Source organism: Streptomyces sp. PsTaAH-137 (genome assembly GCF_003259365.1).
GTDB lineage: Bacteria > Actinomycetota > Actinomycetes > Streptomycetales > Streptomycetaceae > Streptomyces.
Genome location: NZ_QLLY01000011.1, coordinates 266,465 through 285,124, shown reverse-complemented (window position 1 = coordinate 285,124; position 18,660 = coordinate 266,465). Strand labels below are relative to the sequence as shown.

Sequence of the window (18,660 nt, the reverse complement as noted above, 5' to 3'; positions counted from 1 at the left end):
CAAAGAGCCCGTGCCTGATGGCACGGGCTCTTGCGCTGCCCCTGGCTTTTGCCACGACACCCCGGGGCGGTACGGTCGTCCGTCGGGAGCTTTACGGGGACCACGGGGAAAACACCAGGGGAAAGGGCGTCGATGGCGATTGCCAAGGCCGAGCGGCTGATGAATCTGGCGCTGTGCCTGCTCGGGACGCGCCGCCCGCTCAGCAAGCGCGAGCTGCGCGGCTCCATCGAGGCCTACCTGGAAGCCGGCAACGACGACTCCTTCAACCGGATGTTCGAGCGCGACAAGGACGACCTGCGCGAGCTCGGCCTGGTCATCGAGACCGTGGAGAACCTGGACGGCGAGGTCGGCTATCTGGCCCGCCGCGACAGCAACCACCTGCCGCCCGTCACCCTCGACGCCGAGGAGGCCGCCGCCCTCGGCCTCGCCGCCAAGGTGTGGCAGCAGGCCCGCCTCGCCGGTGCCGCCAGCGGCGCCCTGCAGAAGCTGCGCGCCGCCGGGATGCCCGAGGACGTGGACCCGTACGAGAGCCATGGCGCGCTGGAGCCCCGCATTCCCGTGCACGAGGCGTCCTTCGAGCCGCTGATGCTGGCCTGCCGCGACCGGCGCCCCGTCGTCTTCGACTACCGCAAGGCGACCGCCGCCCGGCCCGAGCAGCGGCACGTCGAGCCGTGGGCCCTGGAGTGCTGGCGCGGCCACTGGTACCTCGCGGGCTGGGACCGCGACCGGCAGGCCGAGCGGGTCTTCCGGCTGTCGCGGATCACCGGCAAGGTGCGCTCGCGCGCCGGACAGTTCAAGGCGCCGGTGCCGGACGTCGTCACCGTGCGCGAGACCGTCGCGGGCTGGGCCGGCGAGACCGCCGACCGCTCCGCGCTGATCAGGCTGCGCGCGGGCGCCGGATATCCGCTGCGCGCCAAGGCCGTCTCCGTGCGGGAGCTGGGCGACGGCTGGGACGAGCTGGAGATCCCGTACGGGCACGGGCTCGACGCCTGGCTCGTGGAGTTCGGGCCGGATGTCGTCGTGCTGGAGCCGGCCGAGCTGCGGGCCGACGTCGTCGACCGGCTGCGCGCCGTGGCCAAGGGCTGAGGGGAGTACGGAGAACCATGGCTGCCAACGCCATCGACCAGACCCGGCGGATGCTGTCCCTCGTGACGTATCTGCGCGAGCGCCCCGGCGCGCGCGTGGAGGACGTGGCCCGGGCCTTCGGCATCACCCAGGACGAGCTGATCTCCGACCTGGACGTGCTGCCGCTGTGCGGGACGAGCTTCCGCGGCGGTGACCTCCTCGACATCGACACCGACGGCGACCGCATCTGGTGGCACAACCCCGACGACGTCGCCGCCGCGCTGCGGATCTCCGCCGACGAGGCGACCGCCCTTCTCGTGGCGGCCCGCGCGGTGGCGACGCTGCCCGGCCTGCGCGAGGGCGACCGGCTCGCCCTGCTGCGGGCGACCGCGAAGCTGGAGGCGGCGGCCGGTGAAGTGGCCGGAGCGAGCGCGCGGCTCAGCGTCACCTTCGAGTCCGAGGGCGGCGTCTTCGCCGACGTCGACCGGGCGATCTCCGAGCGGCGCCGGCTGTGGATCCGCTACTACTCGCCCGCGCGCGACGAGGTCACCGAGCGCGAGATCGACCCGATCCGGCTCGTCTCCGTCGGCCACACCTACGTGGAGGCGTGGTGCCGCAGGTCGGAGGCGCGGCGCACGTTCCGGCTCGACCGGGTCGCCGAGATCAGGATCCTGGACGAGGCGTCGGCGCCGCCGGAGATCGAACTCCGCGACCTGTCCGAGGGACTGGTGCAGCCGGCCGCCGAGGACCCCGAGGTCGTCGTCGAGGTCGGGCCCGGCGGACGCTGGGTCGCCGAGTACTACCCGCACGACAGCGCCGAGGAGTTGGCGGACGGTGGTCTGCGGATCACGCTGCGTACGCCGGACCCCTCGTCGCTGCGCCGGCTCGCGCTGCGGCTCGGCCGGGACGGGCACATCGTGGCCCCCGCCGAACTCGCGGACAGCGCGCGGGACGCGGCCCGGGAGGCGCTGGCCGCGTACGACGGGGCGGCGTGAGCCGCCCGCATCGGCTCGAACGGCTCGAACGCACGGAAGGTACGAGGTGGGGGAAATGACCGGGACGATGGATGTGGCCGGAATCACCCGGATGTCCGCCGTGACCGACGGTCCGGCCGCCGTCGTCTTCCGGGCTGCCTGCCCGGACTGCCGTGCCAGCTTCGAACTCGACGCGGCCGCGATCCGGTTGGCGATCGGCGGCAGCCGCCGTACCACCTTCTACTCCTTCACCTGCCCCGAGTGCGAGGCCGCGGTGCGCAAGCCCGCCGGTGAGCGGATCGTCGAACTCCTTACCGGTGGCGGGGTGCGCACCCTCCGTCTCCACCAGACCGTCTAGGCTCGGCGCATGTTCTGGGCGATGGTGGCGGTGGCCGTGGGGTTCGTGGGGCTTGCTGTGCTCGCCTTCTTCGCGGTGAAGGTGTTCATCGAGGCGGAGCGGCTGGGGAACCAAGTCGCGGACACCACACGGCAGATCAACCGGGCCGCCGAGGAGCTGGAGCGGGCCGCGGTCGGTGTGGCCCGGGCGGGCGGCGACACGGTCTGACATCCGGGGACGTCGAGGTTGTCCCTGTGGAAACCGCTTTACCGCTGTGACCTGTCGGGCGCCCGGGTGGGCCGGGTACGCTCCTTAACGCGACCCAGGAGTGAGGCGCGGGCCGCAACGGGGAGTACGCAGAGGGATTGCCCCCTGTTTACCCCCACGGGATACGATCGCTGGCAGCACGGTGGTCGGACACACGTCCGAAGTCCGACCGGGTACCGGCAGTCCCGCCCCTGCCGCCTCAGTGAGAAGGTAAACGCATATGTTCGGTGGAAAGATCGGCGCCCCCGAGTTGATCATCCTGCTCGTGGTCATCCTCCTGCTGTTCGGGGCGAAGAAGCTCCCGGACATGGCGCGCTCGCTCGGCAAGTCCGCTCGCATCCTCAAGAGCGAGGCCAAGGCCATGAAGAGCGAGGGTGGCAACAACGCGGCCGCTCCGTCGGACCCGCCGGCCAAGGATGAGCAGGGCCAGGCCCCGCGCACCATCCAGGCCGCGCCCGGCGACGTCACCAGCTCGCGTCCGGTGACCGAGCCGACCAACACGACGAAGAGCTGAACAAGAGCTGACCCAAGGCCGCCCCGTCTCGGCGGCCTGCCGCACGAGATGAGGACGTGGGTTGCTCAAGACTGCCCGCCAGCAGGAGAAGGACCCCGAGGGGCGGATGCCGCTCGCGGATCACCTGCGTGAGCTTCGCAATCGGCTGGCGAAGGCGCTGCTCGCCGTTGTCGCCATCACGATCGTCGCTGCCTTCTTCTACAAGGACATCGTCGATCTGATCACCAAGCCGATCCTTGACTCGGTCGGCTGCGAGCAGACGTTCTCGCAGCTGTCGAAGGTCAAGACCGAGCCCTGCGCGGAAATCACCATCAACGGCTTGCTGACGCCGTTCACGCTGGCCCTGAAGATTTCCCTCATGGCGGGCATCGTGTTCGCCTCGCCGGTCTGGCTCTACCAGCTGTGGGGCTTCATCGCGCCCGGTCTGCACAAGCACGAGAAGAAGTACGCCTACGGGTTCGTGGGCACCGGTGTTCCCCTGTTCCTGTGCGGCGCCTACTTCGCCTACGCGATTCTGCCCACCACGGCGAAGGTCCTGATCGACTTCACGCCGGGCAACGCCTCCAACCTGCTGCCCCTGGACGACCTGCTCGACCTCGTGACGCGCATGGTGATCGTCTTCGGCCTCTCCTTCGAGCTGCCGCTGCTGCTGGTGTTCCTCAACCTCATCGGGGCCATCACGGGCAAGCGGATGCTCGGCTGGTGGCGCGGAATGATCATGGGCATCACGGTCTTCGCGGCGGTCGCCACGCCCAGCACGGACCCGCTGTCGATGCTGGCCCTGGCCGCTCCCATCTGGGTGCTGTACTTCGCCGCCACCGTCTTCTCGCTCCTCAACGACAAGCGCAGGCGGCGCAACAACCCGGACGCGGACCTCGACGACGACGAGGCGTCCGACCTCGACCTGACCCCTGAGCGGGTCGACGGCGTCGAGAGCGTGAGCGCGAGCCGGACCCCGCTGCCCGAGCAGACGACGACGGACCGGATCAACGGTTACGACGATGTGACCTGAGGCAACTCCTGTTCGCGACGGGACGGTTGTTAAGGTCCGGCCGTGAGCAGTGAGATCACCCTCTTCGTCAATCCCACCGCGGGACGCGGCCGGGGCGCAGGTGCTGCGCAGCCGGCCGCTTCCGCGTTGCGGGCCGCCGGGTTCTCCGTCCGGAGCGTCATCGGCGAGGACGCGCCCGATGCCCTGGCACGCGCGCGTGCCGCCGTGCGGGAGGGAACCGGAGCGCTGGTCGCCGTCGGCGGGGACGGCCTGGTGAATCTCGCCCTTCAGGCGGTGGCCGGGACCCGGACGCCGCTCGGCGTCGTCGCGGTCGGCACCGGCAACGACTTCGCGCGCTCGCTCGGGCTCCCGATCCGCGAACCGGCCGTGGCGGGCGCGCTGGTCGCGGACGCGCTCAAGAAGGAGCGGATACGGGAGATCGACCTCGGCCGGATCGGCGACCACTGGTTCGGCACCGTGCTCGCCTCCGGCTTCGACTCCCGGGTCAACGACCGCGGCAACCGGATGCGGCTGCCCCTCGGCCGCTTCAAGTACGACCTGGCGATCGCCCTCGAACTGGCCGCCTTCAAGCCGACGCGGTTCCGGCTGACGCTGGACGACGGCACCGTGCGCGAGATCGACGCCACGCTGGTGGCCGTCGGCAACGGAACCTCGTACGGCGGTGGCATGCGGATCTGCGCCGACGCGGCGATGGACGACGGGCTCTTCGACGTGACCGTCGTCGGCGACTGCTCGCGCGCGACCCTGCTGCGGGTCTTCCCGCGCGTGTACAAGGGCACGCATCTGACGCATCCCGTGGTCAGTGTGTTCCGGGCGGCACGGGTGGAGCTGGCCGCGGACGCCGTCACGGGGTACGCGGACGGCGAGCCCGTGGGGACGCTGCCGCTGGTGGCGCGGTGCGTGCCGGGAGCCGTGCGGGTCCTTACCGGATAATGATCGTCCGTTGTCGGTGGCGGCCGGTAGGCTCGAAAGCACGATGACAGAGGACCTCTCACCGGCCGAGCGGTACGCGGCAGCCCGTAAGCGGGCCGTCGAGCAGGCCACCGCGCTAGCTTCCTTCCGCGAGATGTACGACTTCGGTCTCGACCCCTTCCAGATCGAGGCGTGTCAGGCACTGGAGGCGGGCAAGGGTGTCCTGGTGGCCGCGCCCACCGGCTCAGGCAAGACGATCGTCGGCGAGTTCGCCGTGCACCTCGCCCTTCAGCAGGGCAAGAAGTGCTTCTACACGACACCCATCAAGGCGCTGTCGAACCAGAAGTACCAGGACCTCGCGAAGCGCTACGGCGCGGACAAGGTCGGCCTGCTGACCGGCGACAACAGCGTGAACAGCGACGCTCCGGTGGTCGTCATGACCACCGAAGTGCTGCGGAACATGCTGTACGCGGGCTCGCAGGCGCTGATCAATCTCGGCTATGTGGTCATGGACGAGGTGCACTACCTCTCCGACCGCTTCCGCGGCGCCGTATGGGAAGAGGTGATCATCCACCTCCAGGAGTCGGTCACCCTGGTCTCCCTGTCGGCGACGGTGTCGAACGCCGAGGAGTTCGGCGACTGGCTCGACACCGTGCGCGGCGACACCGAGGTGATCGTCTCCGAGCACCGGCCCGTACCGCTGTTCCAGCACGTGCTCGCCGGGCGCCGGATGTACGACCTCTTCGAGGAGGGCGAGGGCGCCAAGAAGGCCGTCAACCCCGACCTCACGCGCATGGCGCGGATGGAGGCCAGCCGCCCCTCGTACCAGGACCGCAAGCGCGGGCGGAACATGCGGGAGGCGGACCGGGAGCGGGAGCGCAGGCAGCGTTCCCGGATCTGGACGCCGGGACGGCCGGAGGTCATCGAGCGGCTCGACTCGGAAGGGCTGCTGCCCGCGATCACCTTCATCTTCAGCCGCGCGGCCTGCGAGGCCGCCGTGCAGCAGTGCCTCTACGCGGGCCTGCGGCTGAACGACGAGGAGGCGCGGGCCAGAGTCCGGGAGATCGTCGAGGAGCGCACCGCCTCCATCCCGGACGAGGACCTGCACGTCCTCGGCTACTACGAGTGGCTCGAAGGACTGGAGCGGGGCATCGCCGCCCACCACGCGGGCATGCTGCCGACCTTCAAGGAGGTCGTGGAAGAGCTGTTCGTCCGCGGACTGGTCAAGGCGGTCTTCGCCACGGAGACCCTGGCGCTCGGCATCAACATGCCGGCCCGGTCCGTGGTCCTGGAGAAGCTCGTGAAGTGGAACGGCGAGCAGCACGCCGACATCACCCCGGGTGAGTACACCCAGCTGACCGGGCGGGCCGGTCGGCGCGGCATCGACGTCGAGGGCCACGCCGTGGTGCTGTGGCAGCGCGGCTTCAGCCCCGAGCACCTGGCCGGCCTCGCCGGTACGCGTACCTATCCGCTGCGCTCCAGCTTCAAGCCGTCGTACAACATGGCGGTCAATCTGGTCGAGCAGTTCGGGCGGCACCGCTCGCGCGAACTCCTGGAGACCTCGTTCGCGCAGTTCCAGGCCGACAAGTCGGTGGTCGGGATCTCCCGGCAGGTGCAGAAGAACGAGGAGGGACTCGAGGGCTACAAGGCCTCGATGACCTGCCACCTGGGCGACTTCGAGGAGTACGCGCGGCTGCGGCGCGACCTCAAGGACCGGGAGACCGAGCTGGCCAAGCAGGGCGCCGCCCAGCGCCGGGTACAGGCCGCCGCCGCGCTGGAGAAGCTCAAGCCGGGCGACATCATCCATGTGCCGACGGGGAAGTTCGCGGGCCTCGCGCTCGTGCTCGACCCGGGGCTCCCGGCCGGCCGGTCCAACGGGCACCGCGGGTTCGAGCACCACGACGGCCCGCGCCCCCTGGTGCTGACCGCCGAGCGCCAGGTCAAGCGGCTCGCCTCGATCGACTTCCCGGTGCCGGTGGAGGCGCTGGAGCGGATGCGGATCCCGAAGTCGTTCAATCCGCGCTCCCCGCAGTCGCGGCGGGACCTCGCCTCGGCGCTGCGGACCAAGGCCGGGCACATCGTGCCCGACCGGCACAAGAAGGGCCGCGCCCCGGCCGCCGACGACCGGGAGATCGCCCGGCTCCGCTCCGAGCTGCGCGCCCACCCCTGCCACGGCTGCGACGAGCGGGAGGACCACGCGCGCTGGGCCGAGCGCTATCACCGGCTGCGCCGGGACACCGTGCAGCTGGAGCGGCGCATCGAGGGCCGGACGAACACGATCGCGCGAACCTTCGACCGCATCGTGAAGCTGCTGACCGAGATGGACTATCTCCGCGGCGACGAGGTCACCGAGCACGGCAAGCGGCTCGCGCGGCTCTACGGCGAACTCGATCTGCTCGCCAGTGAGTGCCTGCGGGACGGCGTCTGGGAAGGACTCGACCCGGCCGAACTCGCCGCGTGCGTCTCGGCGTTGGTGTTCGAGGCGCGCGTCGGCGACGACGCCCTCGCGCCCAAGGTGCCCTCGGGCAAGGCGAAGGCCGCGCTCGGCGAGATGGTGCGGATCTGGGGCCGGCTCGACGCCCTGGAGGAGGACTTCCGGATCAACCAGGCGGAGGGCGTCGGCCAGCGCGAGCCCGACCTCGGGTTCGCCTGGGCCGTCTACCAGTGGGCCTCGGGCAAGGGGCTCGACGAGGTGCTGCGGGAGGCGGAGATGCCGGCCGGCGACTTCGTCCGCTGGTGCAAGCAGGTGATCGACGTGCTGGGACAGATCGCCGCGGCCGCGCCCACGGGGGACTCCACCGTGCCGCGCAACGCCCGCAAGGCCGTGGACGCGGTGCTGCGCGGGGTGGTGGCGTACTCGTCCGTCGGGTGAGTAGCGCGGTGAGCGGGTGAAGAGGGCGCCGTCCTGAGGGGCGGCGCCCTCTTGCGTGTGCGGCGCCGGGTGATTCGGACGGGCGGACGCCTTCACTCCATGTGTGCGAAAGGAAGCTGAGCGTGTAAATGGGCGAGTGTATTCCTCTCGGTGAGCCGATTTCAGGCCCTTGCGGAATATGACCCGGCGATGATCCGGCGCGACTAAGCTCGCCCGCAGCGCGCCGAGTTGAGATGGATTCGGCCGCTTGTTCCCGTGTGCGTCGATGGTTCGCATTGATCCAGGGAACGGCAGACCGAGAAAAACGACGAACCGTCGCAAACTTCCCCGACACGACCGTTCAGAGGGCATACATGGTGAGTGTTCAATCGCCTCCCGGTGGCCGAGAAGTCCCGTACGCACGCGTGCTGTTGCTGCCCGCGATGGTCATGGCCGCCGCCACCGGAGCGGCCGTCGCCCTGGTCACCGAGCCCGCGCGGCTCGCCGTCGCCCTGTGCGGCGCCCTCGGCACGCTCCTCGTGGTGGCCGTCGCGGCGGAGGCCGTGCGCCGCGGCCGGATCGTCCGGGAGCAGCGCACCCAGTACGCCCGCCACGTCGCCGAGTTGGAGACCCGGATCGCCGACCAGGAACACCGCACGATGCGGGTCGCCAAGGAGGTGCTGCCGCACGCGCTGTACCGGCTGCGCATCGGCGACAACCCCGCGGACGCGGTCCGCACCACCTGCGACTCCGAGCCGGCCTTCCGCGACGTCACCCGCGGCGAGCGCGAGCTGCTCAGCGCCTGCCTCAAGGAGATCGACCGCGAGGCGGCGGCGAACGACGCGGCCCAGCGCGCGTTCGTCTCCATCGCCCGCCGCGTCCAGGCCATCGTGCACAAGCAGGCCCAGGAACTCCGCGAGATGGAGGAGGACCACGGCCGCAACCCCGAGGTCTTCGACGACCTGCTGCGCATCGACCACGGCACGGCCCTCATCGGCCGCCTCGCCGACTCCGTCACCGTCCTCGGCGGCGCCCGCCCGGGCCGTCAGTGGGCCAAGCCGGTCAAGCTCTACAGCGTGATGCGCGGCGCCATGTCGCGCATCCTGGAGTACCCGCGCATCGACCTGCACGCCATCTGCGACATCGCCATCAAGGGCATCTCCGTCGAGCCGCTGATCCACGCCATCGCCGAACTGCTCGACAACGCCACCCGGTACTCGCCGCCGCAGACCCGCGTGCACGTCACCGCGGTCGAGGTGCAGACCGGCGTCGCCATCGAGATCGAGGACGGCGGCGTCAGCCTCGGCGAGGAGCAGCGGGCCAGGGTCGAGCGGATGCTGGACCGCGCCAAGGCGGGCGTCGACCTCAACGACCTCGGCGAGAACCCGCGCCTCGGTCTGTCGATCGTCGGCCGGCTGTGCTCCATGTACGACATGCAGATCTCGCTGCGCCAGTCCGCGTACGGCGGCGTCCGCGCCGTGCTCGTCGTCCCGCGCGACATGATGAGCAGCGAGCCCGCGCCCGGCCTCGCCCACGGCATCGGCGCCACCGCCGTGCCGCGCGTCGACCACAACGGCGTGCCGATCAAGGAAGAGCCGCGGCTGAAGAAGACCCGCCGCCCCACCACGGGCCCGCGTCCCTCCGCCCCGCTCCTCGCGCTGGAGGACGACGTCCCGGTGGTCACCGAATGGCGGGCCAACGGGCTCCCGCAGCGCCGCAGGAAAGTCGACACGAAGATCATCGAGAACCAGATCATCGTGACCCCGCGCAACCCCGATCTCTCCATGCCGCCGCCGGAGGCGCAGAGCTACGGGGGAGCGCCCGTCCCGACCCCGTCCGTGGAGCCGGAGCACCACAAGCCCGAGCCCGACGAGCCGGAGCAACCCGAACCCGGCCTGTGGGTCGAGGCGTTCATGAACGGGCTGAAGCCCGATCCGGACGCCGAGGCCGACGGGGCCGCCGAGAAGCCGCACGACGACGCGTACAACCAGCAGGTCGACGAGGGAGACCGTCAGTGATCCAGCAACGCGCCAACTTCGACTGGATGCTCAAGGAGCTCGCCGACAGTGTGGCGAACGTGCAGCAGGTGGTCGTGCTGTCCGCCGACGGACTGCGCATCGCCCGCTACGGCGGCGACCCCGACGCCGCCGACCGGATCGCCGCCGCCTGTGCGGGACTTCAGTCCCTCGCCTCCGCGGTGGCCACGGAGATCCCCAGCTCCAGCGGCAAGATGAACATGGTCATCATCGAGGTCGACGGCGGCTTCTTCTATCTGATGGCCGCCGGCAAGGGCGCGTACCTCGCCGTCCTCGCCAATCAGTTCGTCGACGCCGGAATGATCAGCCACCAGATGCGCGACCTGGTCATCCGGATCGGCGCACATCTGACCAGCCCGCCGCGGCGCAACGGGCAGACCGTATGACGCCTCCGCCCCAGCCCCCCTACCGAGAGCCCCCGCCGCCGCGGCGCGAGCGGCGCTCGCCCCAGAGCCCGCACAATCCCCAGAGTCCGCAGGGAGCGCAGGGCGCCAAGGGCCCGCAGGACCCCAAGGACCTGGAGCGCCTGTACGTCATCACCGGCGGCACCGACGGCGGCGAGCGTGCTCCGCTCGACCTGGTCACGCTGATCGTGGCCCGCACCGAGCCGAAGCCGACGGCGCCGCCCGAACAGGCCGCCGTGCTGCGGATGTGCCGGACCCCCCTGTCCACGGCCGAGATCTCGGCCTACCTCAATCTGCCGTTCAGCGTGGTCACCGTGCTGCTCGGCGAACTCCTCGCGGCCGAACAGGTCCAGGCCCGCGCGCCGGTCATCCGGGGCGCCGTCGCGGACCGTTCCCTCCTCGAAGCGGTGATGCATGGACTACAGAAGCTCTGAGAGCACGACCACCGCCGCAGGTGGCCTCGGCAGCGGCGTGCACATCCCCGGACCGCGCGCCGAGGACCGGATGCCCGAGACGGTCACCTCGGCCGTCAAGATCGTGATCGTCGGCGGATTCGGGGTGGGCAAGACCACGATGGTCGGGTCGGTCAGCGAGATCCGCCCGCTCACCACCGAAGAGACCATGACGCAGGCGGGCATCGGCGTCGACGACGACTACGGCTCCGACACCAAGACGGCCACCACCGTGGCCATGGACTTCGGCCGGATCAGGATCACCGACGAACTCGTCCTGTACCTGTTCGGGACACCGGGCCAGGAGCGCTTCTGGTTCCTGTGGAACGGGCTGTTCGAGGGCGCGCTCGGCGCCGTCGTCCTGATCGACACCCGCCGCCTGGAGGTCAGCTTCGACGTGATCGGGCGCCTCGAGGAGCGCGGCGTCCCGTTCGTCATCGCCAACAACGCCTTCCCGGACGGCCCGCGCTACCCCGCCGAGGAGCTGCGCAGCGCCCTCGACCTGGACCCGCAGGTCCCGATCATCGAGTGCGACGCGCGCCGCCGCGCCTCCAGCCGCGATGTGCTGATGACCCTGATGCGCTACCTGCACGAGATGGCCCTGCACCGCGCCTGAGCCCCGACTTCCGCGTCCGACAGACCAGTCCACCAATCGACCGGAGCGATTTCCGTGACGCCTCCTCCCCCCAACCCCTCCCAGTCACAAGCCGGATACGGCGACCTCGACGGCTACGGCGAGGCCCCGCCGCCCGGCTGCCCCGCGCACGCGCTCGGCCCGGACGGACTGCGCCGGCTCTACGGACCCGAGGCCGACGCCGACATCCCGGCCCTCTACGAGAAGCTGCGCGCCGAACACGGCCCGGTCGCACCGGTGCTGATCCACGAGGACGTCCGCATGTGGGCGGTGCTCGGCCACACCGAGAACCTGCACATGGTGCGCAGCACCTCGCAGTACACCCGGGACGCCCGCATCTGGACCCAGATGAAGAACGGCACGTTCAAGCCCACGCACCCGCTCGCACCGGTCGTCAGCTGGCAGCCCATGGCGTCCTTCGTCGAGGGCGCCGAGCACGCCCGGCTGCGCGGCGCGGTCACCGCCGCCATGTCGACCATCGAGCACCGCAGCCTGCGCCGGTCCATCAACAAGGGCACCCAGGAGATCATCAACCGGTTCTCCGAGCGCGGCACCTGCGACATCGTCAGCGAGTTCGCCGAGCATCTGCCGATGATGGTGATGCTCGACGTGATCGGCGCGCCCGAGGCCTACAGCGAGCGGATCGTGCAGAACGCCCGCGACTTCCTCAAGGGCACCGAGACGGCCATCGCCAGCAACGAGTTCATCATGGGCGTCCTGTTCGACCTCGTGGCCCGCCGCAGGGCCCACCCGGTCGAGGGCGACTTCACCAGCGGCCTGATCGGCGACCCGGCCGGGCTCACCGACGAGGAGGTCGCCCACCACCTCCGCCTCGTCCTCATCGCCGGGTACGAGGCAACGGCCAACCTCATCGCGAACGTGCTGCGCGTCGTGCTCACCGACCCGCGTTTCCGCGCCCAGCTCAACGGCGGGCAGATGACCGTGCCCGAGGCGGTCGAGCAGTCGCTGTGGGACGAGCCGCCGTTCAGCGCCATGATCGGCTACTTCGCGAAGGTGGACACGGAGCTGGGCGGGCAGCAGATCCGCGCGGGCGACGGCCTGCTCTTCGGGATCCAGCCGGGCAATGTGTGCCCGATCGTCCGCCCCGACCCGACCGCCCACATGATGGGCAACCGCTCGCACCTCGCGTTCGGCGGCGGGCCGCACGAGTGCCCCGGCCAGGACATCGGCCGCGCCATCGCCGAGATCGGCGTCGACGCGTTCCTGATGCGGCTGCCCGACACCGAACTCTCCGTCGACGAGAGCGAGTTGAAGTGGCGCTCGTCGATCCTGTCCCGGCATCTGGTGACGCTCCCGGTGACGTTCACGCCACGGGCGCAGCAGGACGTCAGCGGCAAGCCCAGCATCACCCCGCCGCGCAGGCCCGACTGGCAGGTCTCGTCGGCTCCCGCGCCGGCCGTGCCCCCGCCGCCCGCCGCGCCCGTGGAGCCCACGGTCCACGCCGCCCCGGTGCCGCAGGCCGCGCCGGAGCCGCCGGTCGGTGCCTGGCAGCGGTTCCTGCGCTGGTGGCGCGGTTACTGATCGGCCGGTTCGGTCGCCCAGGAGTCGTACGACGTCCAGGCGCGCAGGGTGCGAGCACTGACGAACCGGTGCTCGTGCCCGGTCACCGGATCCCGGAACTCCAGTGAGCGCGCGAGGAGTTGGAGCGGCCGCCGGAAGTCGCCGGGCGCGACCGGGCCGGTGACCTCCGGGTACAGGGGGTCGCCGAGGATCGGCAGGCCCAGGCTGTTCATGTGCACCCGCAGCTGATGGGTGCGCCCGGTGTGCGGGGTCAGCCGGTACAGCGCGAGCGGCCCGGCGCGGCCGTCGAGCCGGACGCCGGTCTCGGCGTTGGGCTCGCCGCCCGGGACCTCCCGGGCGGCGAGCACCCCGCGCTCCTTCTCGATCCGGCTGCGCAGGACCGCGGGCAGCGGCACCGCGGGATCGTAGGGGGCCACCGCCTCGTACTCCTTGCGCACCAGCCGGTCCCCGAACAGCGTCTGGTACTTCCCCCGCTCCTGCGGCTGTACGACGAACAGCACGAGCCCCGCCGTCAGCCGGTCGAGCCGATGCGCGGGGCCGAGGGCCGGAATACCCAGGTCGCGGCGGAGGCGGGCGAGCGCGGTCTCGGTGACATGGCTGCCGCGCGGCATCGTGGCCAGGAAGTGCGGCTTGTCGGCGACGACGATGTGGTCGTCGCGGTACACGATGCCGACGGGGAACGGCACGGGCGTCTCGGGCGCGAGGTCGCGGTGGAACCAGACGGTGCCGCCCGGTTCGTACGCGGCCGTGGCGGTGACCGCGCTGCCGTCGGTCCGCACGATGCGGCCCTCGGCGATCATCGCGTCGATCACGCCGTCACCGGCGCTGAGCCGTCCCACGAGATGGTCACGGAGCGTGGCCCAGCTCTCCGCGCCGTCGACCGGCAGCCGGACCCGTACCGGGTCGATGCCGTCGCGCTGGCGGAGCGGGGCCGGTGGGGTGCGGGGTCTTCGGCGCGTCACCAGGTCAAGGGTACGGCGACCCGAAGACGCCTCCTAGAACTGCGCCGCGTTCACGCCCAAGTCCCTTTCGCACAACCCTTCGTACACCTCGCGCGTCACACTGCCCGGAACAGCTTCCCCGTCCTTCTCGATCTCCGGGAGAACCACCGTGCGTGTAGGAACCCTGGGTGCCACCGCGGCCGTCGCGGCCCTCACCGCCGCCGGGCTGACCCTGCCCCTCGCCGGGACCGCGGCCGCCGCGACCCCGGTGCACGCCGACTTCAACGGGGACGGGTTCACCGACCTCGCGGTGGGCGTGCCGTCGGCGACGGTGAACGGCAAGGCGCAGGCCGGTTACGTCAATGTGGTCTGGGGCGGCTTGAACGGGCTCGGCCCCAACAGCTCCACCGGCGTCATCAGCCAGTCCTACCGCGCCGTGCCCGGCACCCCGGAGGCCGGGGACCGCTTCGGCTCCGCGGTGGCCTCCGGCGACCTCAACGGCGACGGCGTCGCCGATCTCGTCATCGGCGCGAGCGGCGAGGCCCTCACCGACACGGGCTACGGCCACGAGGGCAGCGTCACCGTGCTGTACGGCTCCCGGCTGGGCTTCGGCACCCACGACAGCGTCGGCTTCACCGCCGCCAAGGGCGAGGGCGAGTTCACCCAGCTCGGCGGCCGCATCTCCGTGGGCGACTACGACCACGACGGCGACCAGGACCTCGCGCTCGGCGCGGCCGGCGAGGAGAGTGGCTCGCTGCGGCTGCGGCCCGGCCCGCTCACCCCCGGATCGCCCACCACGACCGAGGTCGTCGCGCAGTACAGCATGGGCGGCCGCACCCGCGACCTCGCGACCGGCGACTTCGACGGGGACGGCGAGGACGACCTCGCGGTGACGTACAAGGAGCTGGAGGGAGCGGGCAGCTTCATCCTGCGCTGGGACGCCGCGGGCCACCCCGCCCGGTACTGGACCAGCGACGACTACGGCCAGTCGCTGGCGGCCGCGGACTTCGACCGGGACGGCAGGGACGACCTGGCCATCGGCTACTACCAGCCCAACCCCGAGTCCGAGGAGGCACCGCGCTGCGCGGACGAGCGGACCGGCGGCGTGGTCGCCCTGGTGCGCAGCGGGGGAGCCGCGTTCGGGTCCGCGCAGGACTGCCTCACCCAGGACAGCCCCGGTGTCGCCGGGGCCTCCGAGGCCGGTGACTGGTTCGGCTTCTCCGTCGCCGCGGGCGACCTGACCGGCGACGGCCTTCCGGAACTGGTGGTCGGCGTGCCCGGTGAGGACATCGGCACCGTCAAGGACGCGGGCGCGTACGTCGTCCTGCGCGGCACCGCCACCGGCCCGTCCGGCGGGGTCGCGCGCAACCAGGACAGCCCCGGCATGCCCGGCACCGCCGAGGCAGGCGACCAGTTCGGCGCGCAGGTGACCACCGGCGGCTTCGACCCCGACCGGCTGGGCGACGTCGCCGCGAGCGCCCCCTCGGAGAACGCGGGCGAGGCCCGCTCGGGCGGCGTCTGGTACGCGCAGAGCACCGAGACCGCCGATGTCGTCGGACGGTCGCTGACGCCGTACGGGCTCGCCCTGCCCACCGGCACGAAGTACGGCGAGGTCATCGGCGAGTAGGCGCCGCACCCGAGCGGATCCGTGCGCCGGGCCGGTGCGCCCGCGCGCCCGCGGGCGCTCCCGCAGCAGGGCTGACGAGGGCAAGGCGCCGCCTCCACCATGAGGTGCTGCCATGCGGGCGGCGCACGAACGGGCGGCCGGGGGAACGCAATGGGACGACGCTGGCTCATCACGGGATGTTCTTCCGGCCTAGGCCGGGCGCTGGCGGGCGCGGCCGCCGCGGCGGGCGACGACCTCGTGGTCACCGCGCGCAAGACCGCCGACCTGGAGGATCTGGCCGCCGCCTGGCCCGGCCGCGTCACCGCCGTCGCGCTGGAACTGCGCGACGCCGCCTCCTGCGCGGACGCCGTCCGGTGTGCGGCCGAGCGCCTGGGCGGCATCGACGTCCTGGTCAACAACGCGGGCGGCGGTCTGTTCGGCGCGGTCGAGGAGACCTCCGACACCGAACTGAGCGACCTGCTGGACGTCCTGCTCGTCGGCCCCTGGCGCCTGACGCGGCTCGTCCTGCCCCTGATGCGCGCCCAGGGCGCGGGACACATCCTCAACGTGTCCTCGGTGGCCGGGCACATCACCCTCTCCGGCACGGCCGCCTACGCGGCCGGGAAGCAGGCGCTGGAGGCCATGAGCCAGACGCTCGCGGCCGAGGTCGAGCCCCACGGCATCCGCGTCACCGTCCTGGAACCCGGCATGTTCGCCACGCGCTACGGCACCGCCATGACCGAGACCCACGACCACGTACCGGCCTACGACGAGGCCAACGGCCCCATGCTCGCGGCCTTCCGCGCCCTGGCCGACACTCCGCAGGTCGGTGACCCCGAGGACTTCGCCGCCCGGGTGCTCGCCATGGTCGCCACCGAGGGGCCGCTGCCGCTGCGGATCCCGGTCGGTGACGACGCGTTCGGCTATCGGGAGGCCGCGGCCGAGGCGGCCCGGGCGGATCTGGCCGAGGCGCGACGGCTCTTCGGCAGCGGAGCCGCCCGGGCGGGAGACAGGGTCTAGCCCTCCTGCTCCGCCTCCACCTGCGCGTTCCAGTCGCGCTTCGAGGCCTGCCAGCCGTCCTCGTTGTGGCCGAGGCGCCAGTAGCCGGAGATCGACAGGTCCTCGCGGGGGATCTGCCGCTCGACGCGCAGGTAGCGGCGCAGCTCCTTCACGAAGCCGGCCTCGCCGTGCACGAAGGCGTGCAGCCGGCCCGCGGGGAAGTCGAGTCCGGTGACCGCCGCGATCAGCGCCTGGCCGACCGGACGGCCCGCCCGGTGCAGCCAGGTGACCTCGACCGGGGTGTCGATCTTCTGCTCCTCCTCGGGGCCCCCGATCTCGATGAAGGCGTGCGCCCGCGTCCCCTCCGGCAGCACCTCCAGCGCGGCCGCGATCGCGGGCAGCGCGCTCTCGTCACCGGCGAGCAGGTGCCAGTCGGCGGCGAGGTCGGGGCGGTAGGCGCCGCCCGGGCCCATGAAGTGGATCGTCTCGCCCGGCTGCGCGGCGGCCGACCAGGGACCGGCCAGGCCCTCGTCGCCGTGGACCACGAAGTCGACGGTCAGCTCGCGCGCGGCCGGGTCCCAGGCGCGCACCGTGTACGTACGCGTCACGGGCCACTGCTCGCGCGGCAGCTCCTCCCGGATCCGCTCCACGTCGAAGGGCTCCTCGTACGCGACACCGGGCGGCGCGAACAGGAGCTTCATGTAGTGGTCGGTGTACTCCAGCTCGGCGGGGAAGTCCGCGAGGCCGTCCCCGCCGAGCACCACCCGCTGCATGTGAGGCGTCAGGCGCTCCGTGCGCACGACCTGTGCGGAGCGGGCCTTGCGGGGCTTGCGCGCTGCGGGACGCTCGGCCATGTGCGGTCTCCCTTGATCCACTGCTACTTAGGTATACCTAAGCTAACACCTCATCCCGAGAGTGTGGCGAGGAGCCGCTGCAAAGAACCTCCCAAGCCCCAGCGGGCCCCCAACTGCTCGACCATGGCCGCGTCGTGCGGTGTCCTGGGCAGGGCGGTGTCCACGGCGGGCAGCGGGACGTCGCCCGCGACCTGCACGACCTTCGGCGCCACCGCCAGGTACGGGCGCGACTCGTCGAGCCGCTTGCGCTGCGTCGGCGTCAGCTTCGCCTTCGGGTCGTCGACCGCGGCCATGATCCCCGCCAGGTCCCCGAACTGTGCGAGCAGCTTCGCGGCCGTCTTCTCGCCGATGCCGGGGACGCCCGGCAGACCGTCGCTGGGGTCGCCGCGCAGCAGCGCCATGTCCGCGTAGCCGGAGCCGTCCACCCCGTACTTCTCGCGCAGCAGGTCCTCGTCGGTGATCTGCAGCGTGCCGACGCCCTTGACCGGGTAGAGCACGCGCCGCTCCCGCTTGTCGTCGACGAGCTGGAACAGGTCGCGGTCGCCGGTGACGATGTCCACCGGGCCGCTCGCCCGCCCGGTGAAGGTGCCGATCACGTCGTCCGCCTCGTACCCGGCGACACCGACGCGCGCGATGCCCACCGCGTCCAGCACGGCCTCGATGATCGGGACCTGCGGCGCCAGGGTGTCCGGCACCTCCTCCTCGTCCGGAGTCCCGGAGGGCGTCTCCTCGGCGACGCGGTGCGCCTTGTACGACGGGATCAGGTCGACGCGCCACTGCGGACGCCAGTCCGCGTCCATGCACGCCACCAGGTGCGTGGGGTGGTGGTCGTGGACGAGGCGGGTGATGAATTCGAGCAGTCCGCGCACCGCGTTCACCGGAGTGCCGTCCGGGGCCTTCACGGAGTCGGGCACGCCGAAGTAGGCCCGGAAGTACAGGGACGCGGTGTCGAGCAGCATCAGACGCTGCTGCGCGGAGGGGGCTGCGGGTCCTTGGGTCACCTTGCGCATCATGCCGTAGGCCACTGACAAACGCCGACAGATGCCGACAGCCGCCGGGCACGTGGTGAACGGAATGTGAACTGGACCACTCATGTGTTTGCTCTGCATAAGGCCGGGCAGGCGCCGAGCCGGAGCGAACCCGGTCTCACGTTCAACTAATGAACGGTTGGGCGAGGTCGGCCGGACGGACAGAATCCGTCTCGCTCCGCGGCCCGCCGGCGGGGGAGGCGGGCCGTCCTGCTTCAACCCGAGAGGTGTA

Annotated in this window: 18 protein-coding genes; 15 read left to right on the top strand and 3 right to left on the bottom strand. The window is 71.5% G+C overall.

Going from position 1 to position 18,660, the window contains the following annotated elements; translation table 11 throughout:
- The first annotated feature begins 132 nt into the window (after nt 1–132).
- The 13 genes from K377_RS25335 (at nt 133) to K377_RS25275 (ending at nt 13,000) form a co-directional block, all read left to right on the top strand.
- Nucleotides 133–1,086 (top strand): YafY family protein, encoded by a 954-nt coding sequence (locus tag K377_RS25335; protein WP_111665796.1) that lies wholly within the window; start codon nt 133–135, stop codon nt 1,084–1,086.
- A gap of 17 nt (nt 1,087–1,103) precedes the next feature.
- Complete coding sequence (locus K377_RS25330) at nt 1,104–2,060, top strand: YafY family protein (RefSeq protein WP_111665795.1); 957 nt, start codon at nt 1,104–1,106, stop codon at nt 2,058–2,060.
- 67 nt (nt 2,061–2,127) lie between these two features.
- The gene (locus K377_RS25325) at nt 2,128–2,397 is read left to right on the top strand and encodes a hypothetical protein (protein WP_181512642.1); all 270 of its coding nucleotides are present in this window, start codon (nt 2,128–2,130) and stop codon (nt 2,395–2,397) included.
- A gap of 9 nt (nt 2,398–2,406) precedes the next feature.
- Nucleotides 2,407–2,604 carry a hypothetical protein gene (locus tag K377_RS25320; RefSeq protein WP_111665794.1) on the top strand — a complete coding sequence of 66 codons (198 nt, stop codon included), beginning with the start codon at nt 2,407–2,409 and terminating at the stop codon, nt 2,602–2,604.
- Nucleotides 2,605–2,863: 259 nt separating this feature from the next.
- Complete coding sequence (tatA, locus tag K377_RS25315) at nt 2,864–3,157, top strand: Sec-independent protein translocase subunit TatA (protein ID WP_111665793.1); 294 nt, start codon at nt 2,864–2,866, stop codon at nt 3,155–3,157.
- A gap of 61 nt (nt 3,158–3,218) precedes the next feature.
- Complete coding sequence (gene tatC, locus K377_RS25310; protein ID WP_181512638.1) at nt 3,219–4,169, top strand: twin-arginine translocase subunit TatC; 951 nt, start codon at nt 3,219–3,221, stop codon at nt 4,167–4,169.
- Nucleotides 4,170–4,211: 42 nt separating this feature from the next.
- Nucleotides 4,212–5,102, top strand: a complete 891-nt coding sequence (locus K377_RS25305; RefSeq protein WP_111665792.1) for a diacylglycerol kinase — start codon at nt 4,212–4,214, stop codon at nt 5,100–5,102.
- A gap of 43 nt (nt 5,103–5,145) precedes the next feature.
- Nucleotides 5,146–7,953 carry an RNA helicase gene (locus K377_RS25300; RefSeq protein WP_111665791.1) on the top strand — a complete coding sequence of 936 codons (2,808 nt, stop codon included), beginning with the start codon at nt 5,146–5,148 and terminating at the stop codon, nt 7,951–7,953.
- Between the two features lie 353 nt (nt 7,954–8,306).
- Nucleotides 8,307–9,950, top strand: a complete 1,644-nt coding sequence (locus K377_RS25295; protein WP_111665790.1) for a sensor histidine kinase KdpD — start codon at nt 8,307–8,309, stop codon at nt 9,948–9,950.
- A complete protein-coding gene (locus K377_RS25290) occupies nt 9,947–10,354 on the top strand; it encodes a roadblock/LC7 domain-containing protein (RefSeq protein WP_111665789.1) in 408 nt (135 codons plus the stop codon). The genes K377_RS25295 and K377_RS25290 overlap by 4 nt, the downstream gene beginning before the upstream one ends.
- A complete protein-coding gene (locus K377_RS25285) occupies nt 10,351–10,806 on the top strand; it encodes a DUF742 domain-containing protein (RefSeq protein WP_111665788.1) in 456 nt (151 codons plus the stop codon). The genes K377_RS25290 and K377_RS25285 overlap by 4 nt, the downstream gene beginning before the upstream one ends.
- Entirely contained in the window at nt 10,787–11,440 is a 654-nt protein-coding gene (locus K377_RS25280; protein ID WP_375605952.1) for an ATP/GTP-binding protein, read from the top strand. The genes K377_RS25285 and K377_RS25280 overlap by 20 nt, the downstream gene beginning before the upstream one ends.
- Nucleotides 11,441–11,494: 54 nt before the next feature.
- Entirely contained in the window at nt 11,495–13,000 is a 1,506-nt protein-coding gene (locus K377_RS25275) for a cytochrome P450 (RefSeq protein WP_111665787.1), read from the top strand.
- On the opposite strand, the gene K377_RS25270 is transcribed toward K377_RS25275, so the two are convergent.
- Entirely contained in the window at nt 12,994–13,962 is a 969-nt protein-coding gene (locus K377_RS25270; protein WP_111665786.1) for a pseudouridine synthase, read from the bottom strand. The two genes, K377_RS25275 and K377_RS25270, sit on opposite strands and share 7 nt — an antisense overlap.
- A 148-nt stretch (nt 13,963–14,110) precedes the next feature.
- Between K377_RS25270 and K377_RS25265 the strand changes: the two genes are divergently transcribed.
- On the top strand, nt 14,111–15,568 hold the full coding sequence (locus K377_RS25265; RefSeq protein ID WP_111665785.1) for an FG-GAP-like repeat-containing protein: 1,458 nt from the start codon (nt 14,111–14,113) through the stop codon (nt 15,566–15,568).
- Between the two features lie 150 nt (nt 15,569–15,718).
- The gene (locus K377_RS25260) at nt 15,719–16,567 is read left to right on the top strand and encodes an SDR family NAD(P)-dependent oxidoreductase (RefSeq protein WP_111665784.1); all 849 of its coding nucleotides are present in this window, start codon (nt 15,719–15,721) and stop codon (nt 16,565–16,567) included.
- On the opposite strand, the gene K377_RS25255 is transcribed toward K377_RS25260, so the two are convergent.
- Nucleotides 16,564–17,400: a siderophore-interacting protein gene (locus K377_RS25255; RefSeq protein ID WP_111665783.1), complete on the bottom strand. Its 837-nt coding sequence runs from the start codon at nt 17,398–17,400 to the stop codon at nt 16,564–16,566. The genes K377_RS25260 and K377_RS25255 overlap by 4 nt on opposite strands.
- 50 nt (nt 17,401–17,450) lie before the next feature.
- Nucleotides 17,451–18,410, bottom strand: coding sequence for a 5'-3' exonuclease (locus K377_RS25250; protein ID WP_237551427.1), 960 nt, complete (start codon nt 18,408–18,410; stop codon nt 17,451–17,453).
- Nucleotides 18,411–18,660 lie beyond the last annotated feature (250 nt).

Excerpts from the sequence above, each read along its gene's own strand:
- K377_RS25320 (WP_111665794.1), top strand. The coding sequence starts at position 2,407 with ATGTTCTGGGCGATGGTGGCGGTGGCCGTGGGGTTCGTGGGGCTTGCT.
- K377_RS25300 (WP_111665791.1), top strand. The coding sequence starts at position 5,146 with ATGACAGAGGACCTCTCACCGGCCGAGCGGTACGCGGCAGCCCGTAAG.
- K377_RS25330 (WP_111665795.1), top strand. The coding sequence starts at position 1,104 with ATGGCTGCCAACGCCATCGACCAGACCCGGCGGATGCTGTCCCTCGTG.
- K377_RS25295 (WP_111665790.1), top strand. The coding sequence starts at position 8,307 with ATGGTGAGTGTTCAATCGCCTCCCGGTGGCCGAGAAGTCCCGTACGCA.
- tatA (WP_111665793.1), top strand. The coding sequence starts at position 2,864 with ATGTTCGGTGGAAAGATCGGCGCCCCCGAGTTGATCATCCTGCTCGTG.
- K377_RS25280 (WP_375605952.1), top strand. The coding sequence starts at position 10,787 with ATGGACTACAGAAGCTCTGAGAGCACGACCACCGCCGCAGGTGGCCTC.
- K377_RS25285 (WP_111665788.1), top strand. The coding sequence starts at position 10,351 with ATGACGCCTCCGCCCCAGCCCCCCTACCGAGAGCCCCCGCCGCCGCGG.
- K377_RS25260 (WP_111665784.1), top strand. The coding sequence starts at position 15,719 with ATGGGACGACGCTGGCTCATCACGGGATGTTCTTCCGGCCTAGGCCGG.
- K377_RS25255 (WP_111665783.1), bottom strand. The coding sequence starts at position 17,400 with ATGGCCGAGCGTCCCGCAGCGCGCAAGCCCCGCAAGGCCCGCTCCGCA.
- K377_RS25335 (WP_111665796.1), top strand. The coding sequence starts at position 133 with ATGGCGATTGCCAAGGCCGAGCGGCTGATGAATCTGGCGCTGTGCCTG.
- K377_RS25325 (WP_181512642.1), top strand. The coding sequence starts at position 2,128 with ATGGATGTGGCCGGAATCACCCGGATGTCCGCCGTGACCGACGGTCCG.
- K377_RS25250 (WP_237551427.1), bottom strand. The coding sequence starts at position 18,410 with ATGCGCAAGGTGACCCAAGGACCCGCAGCCCCCTCCGCGCAGCAGCGT.